Annotated in this window: 11 protein-coding genes and 1 pseudogene; 3 read left to right on the top strand and 9 right to left on the bottom strand. The window is 59.9% G+C overall.

Annotation, left to right across the window (positions count from 1 at the left end; all coding sequences use genetic code 11):
- Nucleotides 1-62 precede the first annotated feature (62 nt).
- Entirely contained in the window at nucleotides 63-509 is a 447-nt protein-coding gene (gene cadR / locus LJU29_RS25430) for a Cd(II)/Pb(II)-responsive transcriptional regulator (RefSeq protein ID WP_257111353.1), read from the top strand.
- 59 nt (nucleotides 510-568) lie between these two features.
- On the opposite strand, the gene LJU29_RS25435 is transcribed toward cadR, so the two are convergent.
- From LJU29_RS25435 to LJU29_RS25450, 4 genes are all read right to left on the bottom strand, one after another.
- Nucleotides 569-1,540, bottom strand: coding sequence for a thymidylate synthase (locus tag LJU29_RS25435; RefSeq protein WP_002555742.1), 972 nt, complete (start codon nucleotides 1,538-1,540; stop codon nucleotides 569-571).
- 52 nt (nucleotides 1,541-1,592) lie between these two features.
- Nucleotides 1,593-2,405: a prolipoprotein diacylglyceryl transferase gene (gene lgt, locus LJU29_RS25440; protein ID WP_257111354.1), complete on the bottom strand. Its 813-nt coding sequence runs from the start codon at nucleotides 2,403-2,405 to the stop codon at nucleotides 1,593-1,595.
- Nucleotides 2,406-2,998: 593 nt separating this feature from the next.
- Nucleotides 2,999-5,278: a phosphoenolpyruvate--protein phosphotransferase gene (gene ptsP / locus LJU29_RS25445; RefSeq protein WP_002555744.1), complete on the bottom strand. Its 2,280-nt coding sequence runs from the start codon at nucleotides 5,276-5,278 to the stop codon at nucleotides 2,999-3,001.
- Between the two features lie 21 nt (nucleotides 5,279-5,299).
- The gene (locus LJU29_RS25450; RefSeq protein ID WP_002555745.1) at nucleotides 5,300-5,779 is read right to left on the bottom strand and encodes an RNA pyrophosphohydrolase; all 480 of its coding nucleotides are present in this window, start codon (nucleotides 5,777-5,779) and stop codon (nucleotides 5,300-5,302) included.
- Between the two features lie 142 nt (nucleotides 5,780-5,921).
- On the opposite strand from LJU29_RS25450, the gene LJU29_RS25455 reads away from it, so the two are divergent.
- Nucleotides 5,922-6,578 carry a histidinol-phosphatase gene (locus LJU29_RS25455; protein ID WP_257111355.1) on the top strand — a complete coding sequence of 219 codons (657 nt, stop codon included), beginning with the start codon at nucleotides 5,922-5,924 and terminating at the stop codon, nucleotides 6,576-6,578.
- Between the two features lie 13 nt (nucleotides 6,579-6,591).
- Here the strand turns inward: LJU29_RS25455 and LJU29_RS25460 are convergent, their stop codons facing one another.
- The gene (locus LJU29_RS25460) at nucleotides 6,592-7,020 is read right to left on the bottom strand and encodes a DUF2269 family protein (RefSeq protein ID WP_257111356.1); all 429 of its coding nucleotides are present in this window, start codon (nucleotides 7,018-7,020) and stop codon (nucleotides 6,592-6,594) included.
- 357 nt (nucleotides 7,021-7,377) lie between these two features.
- Nucleotides 7,378-8,892, bottom strand: a complete 1,515-nt coding sequence (gene ilvA / locus LJU29_RS25465; protein WP_257111357.1) for a threonine ammonia-lyase, biosynthetic — start codon at nucleotides 8,890-8,892, stop codon at nucleotides 7,378-7,380.
- Nucleotides 8,893-9,055: 163 nt separating this feature from the next.
- On the opposite strand from ilvA, the gene rpiA reads away from it, so the two are divergent.
- A complete protein-coding gene (rpiA, locus tag LJU29_RS25470) occupies nucleotides 9,056-9,727 on the top strand; it encodes a ribose-5-phosphate isomerase RpiA (protein WP_005758575.1) in 672 nt (223 codons plus the stop codon).
- Between the two features lie 45 nt (nucleotides 9,728-9,772).
- On the opposite strand, the pseudogene LJU29_RS25475 reads toward rpiA, so the two are convergent.
- The 3 genes and pseudogenes from LJU29_RS25475 to LJU29_RS25485 all read right to left on the bottom strand — a co-directional run bounded on the left by LJU29_RS25475 (nucleotide 9,773) and on the right by LJU29_RS25485 (nucleotide 12,597).
- A pseudogene (locus LJU29_RS25475) lies at nucleotides 9,773-10,678 on the bottom strand (SdiA-regulated domain-containing protein).
- Nucleotides 10,679-10,804: 126 nt separating this feature from the next.
- Nucleotides 10,805-11,749 (bottom strand): SdiA-regulated domain-containing protein, encoded by a 945-nt coding sequence (locus tag LJU29_RS25480; RefSeq protein WP_003372142.1) that lies wholly within the window; start codon nucleotides 11,747-11,749, stop codon nucleotides 10,805-10,807.
- Nucleotides 11,750-11,931: 182 nt separating this feature from the next.
- Nucleotides 11,932-12,597, bottom strand: coding sequence for a fumarylacetoacetate hydrolase family protein (locus tag LJU29_RS25485; RefSeq protein ID WP_002555752.1), 666 nt, complete (start codon nucleotides 12,595-12,597; stop codon nucleotides 11,932-11,934).
- Between the last annotated feature and the right edge of the window lie 19 nt (nucleotides 12,598-12,616).

Here is a 12,616-nt window from a genome sequence, read left to right on the forward strand (position 1 = left end):
TGTTGCCAAGTGAACACCCTGTAGCCACTATAGGGTCAAGCACTCAAACGAGATGAGTCCAAATGAAAATCGGCGAACTGGCAAAACTGACTGATACCCAAGTCGAAACCATCCGCTATTACGAGCGGGAAGGCCTGCTGCCCGCACCTGCCCGCAGCGATGGCAACTACCGGCTGTACACTCAGGCACACATGGAGCGTCTGTCGTTTATCCGCAACTGCCGCAGCCTGGACATGACCCTGGAGGAAATCCGCAACCTGCTCAGCCTGCGCGACAGCCCGCAGGACCAGTGCGAAAGCGTCAATGTGCTGATCGACGAACACATCGAACACGTCAACGCCCGCGTCGCAAGCCTGCAAGCGCTTCAGGAAGAACTACTCGACCTGCGCCGCCGCTGCAGCGATGGCGCAGCAGAGCATTGCGCGATACTGGAGAGGCTGGAAGTGACGGGTGCGGTTGCAGCGCCAGAGGGCGAGGCTTCACATGTGGGGAGGAGTCATGGGCATTGAAGGGTTTGAAACCTCTCGCTCCTCAGGCGGGAACGAGAAGGTCATAGCGCGCAGCCCTCTTAGACCGCCATCGGCGCCGTCATTGCCGGATGGTGCTGGTAGCCTTCCAGTGTGAAGTCCGAAGGCTCGATCAGCTCCAGCCACTCAGGCTGATACACACCGGTCTTGGCAAACTCGGGCACGCGGTCGGAGATCACCAGTTTCGGCATCGGGTACGGCTCGCGAGTCATCTGTTCGTTGAGCATGTCCAGGTGGTTTTCGTACACGTGGGCGTCACCGATGAAGTAGGTGAACCAGCGTGGGGTGTAGCCGGTCAGGCGGCCGATCAGGCTCAGCAGTGCAGCCCCTTCGGTCAGGTTGAACGGCGTGCCGAGGCCCAGGTCGTTGGAACGGATGTACAGCGTCAGCGAGATTTCGCGGGTCTGCGGGTTCGGGTGCAGCTGGTACAGCAGGTGGCACGGCGGCAGGGCCATTTCATCGAGCTGTGCGCAGTTCCAGCCGTGGAACAGGATCCGGCGGCTGCCTGGGTCATTGATGATGGTGTCGACGCATTGGCGAATCTGGTCGATGGCCTTGTACAGCACTACGAACGACTGGCCGTCCTCTTCCGATTCGGCAATCTGACGATACCCCTGGCCCAGCGCCAGTTCGATGGCCGCGACATTGCCGGCATCGATACGCTTGTAGGCTGGCCACTTGCGCCATTGCACGCCATAGATTTCGCCCAGATCGTCCTCGCCCTTGCGGAACGGGTTGTTCAGCCACTGGGCGTTTTCGTTGGCGTTCTGGTCCCAGACCTTGCAGCCCAACTCGCGGAATTCGGCAGCATTGTTCACGCCACGCAGGAAGCCGACCATTTCGCCGATGGCCGATTTGAAGGCCATGCGCCGCGTGGTGATCGCCGGAAAACCTTCCTGCAAGTCATAACGCAGCATCGCACCCGGAAAGCTGATGGTGTTCACGCCGGTACGGTTGGCTTGCAAGGTCCCGTGCTTGATCACATGTGCGACCAGTTCCAGATATTGCTTCATAAATCACCTGCCTTGTTGAACGCGCCGGGTGCTGACACCCGGCGTTTCGGTATTAAGCCGCTGCCTTGCTGGCAGCCGGGTCGCGCTTGTAGGCCAGCCAGATCAGGAACAGGCCGGCAATGATCATCGGCAGACTGAGGATCTGACCCATGGTCACCCATCCCCACGCCAGATAGCCCAACTGGGCGTCAGGGACGCGGACGAACTCGACCCCAAAGCGGAAGATGCCGTAGAACAGCGCGAACATGCCGGAAACGGCCATGGTCGGGCGCGGCTTGCGAGCGTAAAGATTGAGGATGATGAACAGTGCAACGCCTTCCAATGCGAACTGATAGAGCTGCGAAGGGTGACGCGCCAGTTGCGCAGGGTCGCTGAACGACGGGAAAACCATCGCCCACGGCACGTCGGTCGGCTTGCCCCACAGCTCGGCATTGATGAAGTTGCCGATGCGCCCGGCCCCAAGGCCGATCGGCACCAGCGGGGCGACGAAGTCCATCAACTGGAAGAAGCTCTTGCCGTTGCGCTTGCCAAACCACCAGGCCGCGATCATCACACCGACAAAGCCGCCATGGAACGCCATGCCGCCCTTCCAGACCTCGAATATCAGTAGAGGATTGGCGATGTAGGCCGACAGGTCGTAGAACAGCACATAACCCAGCCGCCCACCGACGATCACGCCCATGGCCAGCCAGAAAATCAGGTCGGAGAGTTTTTCCTTGGTCCAGGTCGGGTCGAATTTGTTGAGACGACGCGACGCGAGCAGCCAGGCGCCACCGATGCCGACCAGGTACATCACCCCGTACCAGTGAATTTGCAGCGGGCCGATAGCGACGGCTACCGGGTCAATCTGCGGGTAAGGCAGCATTGCGACTCCTCAATTGGAACGCCCTTGCGAGCGATTGAATCAGGCGCGCATGTTACCGGAGCCCGGCAGGATGCTCTAGCGGCTACCGATGGAAGCCAGCTGAACGAAGTGAAAAAAGGTGCACCTGATGTGTCTGGCGGTAAAGAAGCGGGGTTATCGCTCCCACACTCGCGTGGTAGCGCCTTTCTGGACGCTCTGCGTCCGATCTTGAGCAGGCGGCGCGGCGTAGATTTGTGACGCGGAGCGTCACGCAAGGCATTCCTACGCTGGAGCGTGAGGAACGATAATCTCGAATATCGTGCGGCGCTCTGCGTCGCATGCAGTTCTGGACGCTCTGCGTCCGATCTTGAACAGGCGGCGCGGCACAGATTTATGACGCGAAGCGTCACCCACGGCATTCCTACGCTGGAGCGTGAGGAACGATAGTTCTGTAACTACGACTATCGTGCGGCGCTCTGCGTCGCATGCAGTTCTGGACGCTCTGCGTCCGATCTTGAGCGGGCGGTGCGGCACAGATTTATGACGCGAAGCGTCACCCACGGCATTCCTACGCTGGAGCGTGAGGAACGATAGTTCTGTAACTATCGTGGCGCTTAGTGCCCTTTGACCGAGCTCGGGTTGATCATCCGCGACAGGCCGAGGTTTTTCAGCGCCAGTTGCAGGGAGCTGCTGATGACTTGTGGGTTATCGTTGGTCATCAGTTGCGCAAGCAGTTCCTTGGCTTTGCTGAGGTTGATCTGACGCAGCATCCACTTTACTTTCGGCAGGTTGGTGGCGTTCATCGACAAGCTGTCAAAGCCCATCGCCATCAGCAGCACAGCCGCAGCCGGGTCGCCGGCCATCTCGCCGCAGATGCTGACCGGCTTGCCCTCGGCATGTGCATCACGCACCACGCTTTGCAGGGCCTGGAGCACGGCCGGGTGCAGGTAATCATAAAGATCGGCCACACGCGGGTTGTTGCGGTCGACCGCCAGCAGGTATTGGGTCAGATCGTTGGAGCCTACCGAGAGGAAGTCGACCTGACGCGCCAGATCGCGGGTCTGGTAGACCGCCGCAGGCACTTCGATCATCACGCCCACAGGCGGCATCGGCACGTCGGTGCCTTCGTCGCGCACCTCGCCCCACGCCCGGTGGATCAGGTGCAGCGCTTCTTCCACTTCGTGGGTGCTGGAGATCATCGGCAACAGAATGCGCAGGTTGTTCAGGCCCTCGCTGGCCTTGAGCATGGCGCGGGTCTGGACAAGGAAGATTTCCGGGTGATCGAGAGTGACGCGAATACCGCGCCAGCCCAGAAACGGGTTGTCTTCCTTGATCGGGAAGTAGGACAGCGACTTGTCGCCGCCGATATCCAGGCTGCGCATGGTCACCGGCAGCGGATGGAAGGCGGCCAGTTGCTCACGATAAATCGCCAGCTGTTCCTTTTCACTCGGGAATCGCTGGTTGATCATGAATGGCACTTCGGTACGGTACAGCCCCACCCCTTCGGCACCGCGCTGCTGGGCGCGAGCGACATCAGCCAGCAGGCCGGTATTGACCCACAGCGGCATGCGATGGCCGTCCAGGGTCACGCAGGGCAGTTCACGCAGGGCATCCAGGCCTTGGGAAAGCTGGCGCTCCTCCTCGACCACCTTGCCGAACTGCTTGCGCATGATTTCGCTGGGGTTGGTGAAGACTTCGCCGTGATAACCGTCGACCACCAGATCGATGCCGTCGACCTTGGAGTAAGGGAAGTCCACCAGCCCCATGACCGTGGGAATGCCCATGGCCCGCGCCAAAATCGCAACGTGGGAGTTGCCGGACCCCTGAACCGATACAAGACCCACCAGCTTGCCTTCCGGCACCTCGCCCAGCATGGCCGGGGTCAATTCTTCACTGACCAGAATCGTGTTGTCGGGGTAGACCAGCGCCTGCTGCCGCGCTTCCTGCAGGTAGGCCAGCAGGCGACGGCCCAGGTCCTTGACGTCCGAGGCTCGCTCGCGCAAGTAGGCATCGTCCATCAGTTCGAAACGTTTGACGTGCTCGCTGACCACCGAGCGCAAGGCACCCTGCGCCCACTGGCCGGTCTTGATGACATCGGTCACTTCGCTGCCCAGCGAGGCGTCATCGAGCATCATCAGGTAAACATCGAACAGCGCGCGCTCTTCGGGGCGCAGCTGGGTGGCAAGCTTGGCTGACAGGGTGCGCATGTCATTGCGCACGCCTTCCAGCGCGTTCTGGAACAACGCCAGCTCGGCGGCGATGTCAGTGACGGTCTTGTCCGGCACCACCTCCAGATCGGCAGGCGGCAGCATGACCACTGCCACACCTACAGCAGCGCCCGGCGAACCGGCCACACCAACAAACTTGGCCTCCTGAATGCCCTTGCCCTGGCGACCCAGACCGCGGATCGAGCCGGTGGCTTCGGCATGGGCAATAACGCCCGCCAGTTGCGCACTCATAGTCACGAGGAAGGCTTCTTCGCCCTCGTCGAACTGACGACGCTCCTTTTGCTGGATCACCAACACCCCCACCACGCGACGGTGGTGGATAATCGGCGCGCCGAGGAACGAGGCGTAACGCTCTTCACCAGTCTCGGCAAAATAGCGATAACGAGGGTGATCTGCGGCGTTTTCGAGGTTCAGCGGTTCTTCACGCGTGCCGACCAGACCGACCAGGCCTTCATTCGGCGCCATGCTGACTTTGCCGATGGAGCGTTTGTTGAGGCCTTCAGAGGCCATCAGCACAAAGCGGTTGACCTCGGCATCGAGCAGGTAGACCGAGCAGACCTGGCTGCCCATGGCCTCCTTGACGCGCAACACAATAATGCCCAACGCCGCCTTGAGATCCTTGGCGGAGTTAACTTCCTGGACGATCTTGCGCAGTGTATTGAGCATGGCTCGGGGTCGAACTCCGTGTCAGTCGCGCGATAACAGGCGCGGGGCAAGCTCTTTGAGTGCGCGTCGATACACCTCGCGCTTGAATGTCACCACCTGGCCTAACGGGTACCAATAACTGACCCAGCGCCAGCCATCGAACTCCGGTTTACCGGTCAAATCCATCCGCACCCGCTGCTCGTTGGAGATCAGGCGCAGGAGAAACCATTTTTGCTTCTGGCCGATACACAGCGGCTGGCTGTGCGTACGGACCAGACGTTGCGGCAGACGATAGCGCAACCAGCCCCGAGTGCAGGCAAGTATTTGCACATCATGTCGTTCCAGCCCGACTTCTTCATTCAATTCACGATAAAGCGCGTCTTCCGGCGTCTCCTGCGGGTTGATTCCACCCTGAGGAAACTGCCAGGCATCCTGGTTAATACGCCGAGCCCATAGGACCTGACCAGCATCGTTTGTCAGAATAATCCCGACATTAGGACGGAAACCATCGGGGTCGATCACGGCAACAACCTCGCAAACGCATGTCGCCGCATTGTTCCACAAAGGCGATCAAACCAGCAACGAGGCTTATTACCTTATGTGAAGACTTGTGAAAACCTCGTATTCTGGGACTCTTTTTTCAACTATTTCAGCGAGTAACCCTATGCGTCTGGCTTTATTCGACCTCGACAACACGCTTCTGGGCGGCGACAGCGACCATACCTGGGGCGATTATCTGTGCCGACGCGGGATCCTCGATGCCGCAACCTACAAGACCCGCAACGATGAGTTCTATCAGGATTACCTGGCCGGTACGCTGAACATGACCGACTACCTGAATTTTACCCTGGAGATTCTGGGCAACACTGATATGGCGCAACTGGAGGAATGGCACCGCGACTTCATGCGCGACTGCATCGAGCCGATCATGCTGCCCAAGGCGCTGGAATTGATCGCCAAACACCGCGACGCAGGCGACAAGCTGGTGGTCATTACCGCTACCAATCGCTTTGTGACCGCACCGATTGTGGCGCGGCTGGGCATCGATACACTGCTGGCAACCGAATGCGAGATGGTTGATGGTCGTTACACAGGTCGTACTACGGGCGTTCCGTGCTTCCGTGAGGGCAAGGTGACACGCCTCAATCAGTGGCTTGAAGACAACGCGTTCAGCCTTGAGGACAGCTATTTCTACAGCGACTCGATGAACGACCTGCCGCTGCTGGAGCAAGTGGCCAACCCGGTTGCGGTCGATCCGGACGATAAATTGCGTGCCGAAGCCGAGCGACGCGGCTGGCCGGTTATCACCCTGCGTAACTGAACGTCGGCACTGCTCAGGCCGGTTTGAAGCCCATCAGACCGGCCATCGCCACAAAGCACACGACGCTGATCACGGTCAGCGCCAAGGTAAAGCCTCGCTTGCCGCCCTTGGCGCCGAGGCGCAACCGGTTGAGCCTGACCACCAGCCACACCCAACTGCACAGCCCCAGGGTGTAAAGCACACTTCTGCCCAGCACCCAGGTCTGGCCCAGCGACAACCCTTTCAGATGCACCAGCCACCAGCCGCTGAATGGCAGTGTCGCCAGGCACACGGCCATAAGGACCCAGAAAAACAGCAAGGGCCGCTTGAGCAGGCGATTCTGCACGGTCGTGTCGCCTTCAAGACGCACCTTGACCACCCCGCTGGCCAACACCAGCGCGCTGATCAACAACAGCGCAATGGCGACGATGTGCAGGGTATTGAGGGCGGTGATGGGTTCCATGACGCGTTGTTCCTTTTAGATCGGAATGGAGCGGACCAGGCGACGCTTCGCTTGTGTGGGAGCGGACTTGTCCGCGAACTGCCGGGAACCGGCAGCAAAACCGGTACACACGGTACATCAGACGCAACCGAGGTTACCGGTTTCAGGGCAGCTTCGCAGACCTTCGCTCCAGCGCTCAGAGCTATACACAAATCCGCCTTTGATTCTGGCCGAAGGCCGTGGGAGCGAACTTGTTCGCGAAAGGGCCGGTATATTCAACGAAAATGCATTGTCTGAACTACCGAATTCGCGAACAAGCGAAGCGTCGCCCGGTCCGCTCCCACGCCCTGCGGGCAGAAGCCTGCTCTGCGCCCAACGTCAGCCCAGAAACAGCCTGTACGCCGGGTTCTCGCTCTCGTCCCAATACGGGTAACCAATCTCATCCAGAGCAGCACCGACCAGATGCCGCTCTTCCTCCGGCACCACCAGCCCGGCAACCACCCGGCCGTCAGCAGCGCCGTGGTTGCGGTAGTGGAACATCGAGATGGTCCAGCGGCCGCCCAGGCGGTTGAGGAAGTTGAACAGCGCGCCCGGTCGCTCCGGAAACTCGAAGCGCAGCACCACTTCATCATTGACCCGCTCGGCATGCCCGCCAACCATGTGGCGAATATGCAGTTTGGCCAGTTCGTTGTCGGTCAGGTCCAGAACCGGAAAGCCCTGGCCGGTCAGGCTGGCGATCAGGGCGCTGCGTGGGTCGCTCTCGGGATGGGTCTGCACGCCGACAAAGATGTGCGCCTCGCGATCAGTGTGATAGCGGTAGTTGAATTCGGTGATCTGGCGCTTGCCGATGGCTTCGCAGAATGCCTTGAAGCTGCCCGGCTGCTCGGGAATGGTCACCGCAATGATCGCTTCGCGGCCTTCGCCCAGCTCGGCGCGCTCGGCAACGTGACGCAAACGGTCGAAGTTGACGTTGGCCCCGGAGTCGATGGCCACCAGTGTCTGACCGCTGATACCGCGCTGCTCGACGTATTTCTTGATCCCGGCAACACCCAGCGCGCCGGAGGGCTCGGTGATCGAGCGCGTATCGTCGTAGATGTCCTTGATCGCCGCGCAGATCTCGTCGGTGCTGACGGTGATCACTTCATCGACATAATGGCGGCACACTTCAAAGGTGTGGTGGCCGATCTGCGCCACCGCCACACCATCGGCAAACAGCCCGACCTGGCTCAATACCACACGCTCGCCCGCCGCCATTGCCGCTTGCAGGCAGTTGGAGTCGTCCGGTTCGACGCCGATCACTTTGATCTCCGGCCGCAGGTATTTGACGTACGCCGCGATACCGGCAATCAAACCGCCGCCACCAACCGGTACGAAGATAGCGTCCAGTTGCCCCGGCTGCTGGCGAAGAATCTCCATCGCCACGGTGCCTTGCCCGGCAATCGTATCGGGGTCGTCATACGGATGGATGTAGACAAAACCCTGCTCATCGACCAGCTTCAGCGAGTAGGCCAGCGCTTCCGGGAAGGAATCGCCGTGCAGCACCACGGTGGCACCCCGCGAGCGCACACCTTCGACCTTGATCTCCGGCGTGGTGCGTGGCATGACGATAGTCGCCAGAATGCCCAGTTCGCGTGCCGCCAGTGCCAGACCTTGCGCGTGGTTACCCGCCGAGGCCGTGACCACGCCGCGTGCGGCCTCTTCTGCGGTCAATTGCGCCAGCTTGTTGTACGCGCCGCGAATCTTGAAGGAGAACACCGGCTGCAGGTCTTCGCGCTTGAGCAATACCCGGTTTCCCAGCCGCTCGGACAGCTGGCGAGCGCCGTGCAGCGGAGTTTCGACCGCCACGTCGTACACGCGGGAGGTGAGGATTTTCTTGACGTACTGTTCAAGCATCGGGGTGGCATCACTGACGAAGCGGGCAAGGTCGGGAAGTCTACTCTGCGCACCGAAAGACGACCATACGAATGACAGGGCTTTGCAGCGCAGTCGCCGCTATAATGCGGGCCTTTTTTACATACCCCCTCTTTTTACTTACATCAGGCACCGTGGAGCCCGCATGAACCAGGATCAACTCAAACAGGCAGTCGCCCAGGCAGCTGTCGACTTCATCCTTCCGAAGCTCGATGACAAAAGCATTGTGGGCGTCGGCACCGGCTCCACGGCCAATTGCTTTATTGATGCGCTGGCTAAACACAAGGCGGCATTCGATGGCGCAGTCGCCAGCTCGGAAGCTACCGCCGCGCGCCTCAAGGGCCATGGCATTCCGGTGTATGAGCTGAACACGGTCAGCGATCTGGAGTTCTATGTCGATGGTGCCGACGAAAGCGACGAGCATCTGAACCTGATCAAGGGTGGTGGCGCGGCGCTGACACGCGAGAAAATCGTCGCAGCAGTGGCCAAGACCTTTATCTGCATCGCCGACGGCAGCAAGCTGGTGCCGGTGCTGGGCGCATTTCCGCTGCCGGTCGAAGTCATTCCGATGGCCCGCAGCCACGTTGCGCGGCAACTGGTGAAACTGGGCGGCGACCCGGTTTATCGCGAAGGTGTTCTAACCGACAACGGCAATATCATCATTGATGTGCACAACATGAGCATCACCAATCCGGTGGAGCTGGAAGCACAGATCAACGCCATCGTCGGCGTGGTCACCAATGGCCTGTTCGCCGCCCGTCCGGCCGACCTGTTGCTGCTGGGCACCACCGAAGGCGTGAAAACCCTGACGCGCTGATCAAACCGGTCGTGCCCACGCAAGGTGGGCATGACCCTCACAGGCTCAAGGCTTGCGGAACACGTAAAACAGGTTCGGCTCGCTCACCAGATACAACGCGCCCTCCCCGTCCATAGCCATCCCTTCAGCCTGCGGCACGTCCTTGCTGAGCCCCATCGCCCCTTTTGCCAGCGAGCCGCTGCCAATCGGATGACCGCTGGTGTCGAGTTCAAGAATGCGCTTCGACTCATCGGACTAGGCCAGCAAATGGCCGCTGGTTTCATCGAATTGCAGGCTGGAAAGGTCACGAACCGACAGTCGGCCATCGCGCTTGCTGTTGGAGATGACCTGCAGATTGCCGGGAGCCTCGGAGTTGGTCCTGGGAAAGCCGCGCACTTCGATGATCTGCACCGGATCACGCTCGCGGGCGACAAACAGGCGCTTGCCGACCGAATCATAGGCCAGCCCTTCATAGCCCTTGTTGCCACTGGCGGTGATGCCCAGCGTCAATTGTTCTGCCTGGGCGGCGTCCAGACTTTTGGTGTTGTCATCGACGTGAATCTGAATCAGCCGGAGCCGGCGCTCATCGCTGATCACATAAGTGCCCGGGCTGATGTATTCGACAGCCTCGGCATCACCGAACCCCACCAGCGGAATGCGCCGCAGCACACGACCGTCCAGGCTCAGCTCGACCAGTTCGGGGTTCTGGTTGGTCACCGTAAACAGGCTCTTACGGTCCGGGTCGTAGCTCAGGCCCGAGACATCATCCTGCAGCCCGTCGATCACCTGTGCTTCGGTGACGACGCGGTACTGATCCAGGCCAATGGACTGAAGCGAGTCGGACTGCCAGAACACCTGCCAGTCGAACAGGGCACTTTCAACATAGCGGTATCGCTGATTGGCGATCACGAACACAACGATCAGGGGTACAAGGGCCAGAAGCAGAACTAAAGAGCGAGTAGAGCGACGCATGAAGGGTGACTCGGACAGATTGAGCGGACGGGATTGATACCATGCCATCCTGAAAGCAAGCTTAATGGCATGGTGCTATATTTTTGCCGAATGTGTATCGGCGACCTGTGTAGTTGCCGTCCTGGCTCAGTGCTTGTGAAGCGCCCGGTGAAACGAATAGAACAGGTTCGGTTCGCTGACCATGTACAGCGTACCGGCCTCATCAAGGGCCACGCCTTCTGCGCGCGGAATTGTGTCCTTCAAACCGTTCATGCCGCCCAGCAGGGTCATGAAGCTTACCTGCTCGCCTTGCTCGTCGACTTCCAGCAACAAGTGCGAATCGGCAGACAGCGCGAGCATGTGGCCGGTGCGCGGGTCGATGCTCAATGACGACAGATTGCGCATGTCCAGCGAGCGACTCGACAGCGGTTGCTTGTCGCCTTTCAGCACGTCACTGCCATCACTTTTCCAGGTGTACAGCGCGGGAGGTCGCTCCTCGCCCAGTATCAGCTGCTGACGCTGCGGGTCCCAGGCGATACCTTCGAAGCCCTTGTTCTGGTTGGCAGACTTGCCCAGTTCGTACTGGGGGAAATCCGCGATGTTCAGGGTGGTGGTGTCGGCGTTTACTTTAACGATGGTCAGCTTGTGCTGGCGCTCGTCAGTGATCGCAATCAGGCCATCGTTCATGACGGCAACACCTTCCGGATTGCTCCAGCCCACCAGCGGGATCTTGCGCAGTACATCGCCCGTGAGCGTCAGCTCCACCAGAAATGCATTTTTGCCCATGACCGCAAACAGCGTTTTGGTCACCGGGTTATAGGACAGGTCCGACGCCTCGTCCTTTTCCATGCCCGGCAGCACCTTTGCGTCGATATCCACATGGTAGTCCGGCAGCCAGATACTGGCGTGACGACCTGCCTTGCTCTCGAACCGCTCCTGAAACCAGAGCAGCGCGCGATCATCCCAATGCATGATGAAGGCCAGCCCATAGCCCAGCAAGGCAACCACTAACAACCACGAATACCAGCGCATGTTTCGCAAGTAAGCGAAGCGTTTTTTGTTACGAGGCGGCGTTGCGGCAGTACTGGCCATTCATGTGTTCCTGGGCAAATGAGACTTCATGACGACGTGGTGCCCTTGCAGGGACGGCCGGATTATCCAGAACAGGTGTGAAAAAAACGCAAAATCGGCTGAACTATCAGTCACTCCACAAACAAAAGCCACCCGGGAGTGATCCCGCGTGGCTTTGGGTGCAGCTTGAAGATGCTGTCGGGTTACCTGACGACGCTCTCGAACGGCGTCTGCCCGACCAGTTCCAGCGCGATCTGGTCGCCGGCTTCGAACGGCCCGACACCGGCAGGCGTGCCGGTCATGATCAGGTCACCGGCCTGCAGCGAGAAGTTGGCTGCCATGTGCTGGATCATCGGCACGATCGGGTTGAGCATCATGTTGCTGTTGCCGTCTTGAACCACCTTGCCATTGAGGGTCAGGCGGATACCGATGTCCTCCAGATCAGGGAAGGTCTCGGCGGGCACGAACGGCGGAATCACCGCAGCGCCGTCGAAACACTTGGCCAGCTCCCACGGCAGGCCTTTCTCACGCAGACGCGACTGGACATCACGCAGGGTCAGGTCCAGGCCGGGCGCAAAGCCGCTGATCGCGTCGAGTACTTCTTCGCGCGAAGGGTTCTTGCTCAGAGGCTTGCCGATCAACACTACGATCTCTGCTTCGTAATGCACCGAGCCGCGGTCTGCCGGGATAGTGAAGCCACCCTCCAGCGCAACCACCGCGCTGCCGGGTTTCATGAACAGCAGCGGCTCGGTAGGCACCGCGTTGCCCAGTTCCTTGGCGTGTTCGGCGTAGTTACGCCCGATGCAGACCACTTTACCCAGCGGGAAGTGAATGTTGGTGCCATCGACATATTTGTGCTGGTAGCTCATGACGTCTCCTGAGGCTGTA

This window comes from Pseudomonas ficuserectae (assembly GCF_024584585.1).
Taxonomy (GTDB): domain Bacteria; phylum Pseudomonadota; class Gammaproteobacteria; order Pseudomonadales; family Pseudomonadaceae; genus Aquipseudomonas; species Aquipseudomonas amygdali.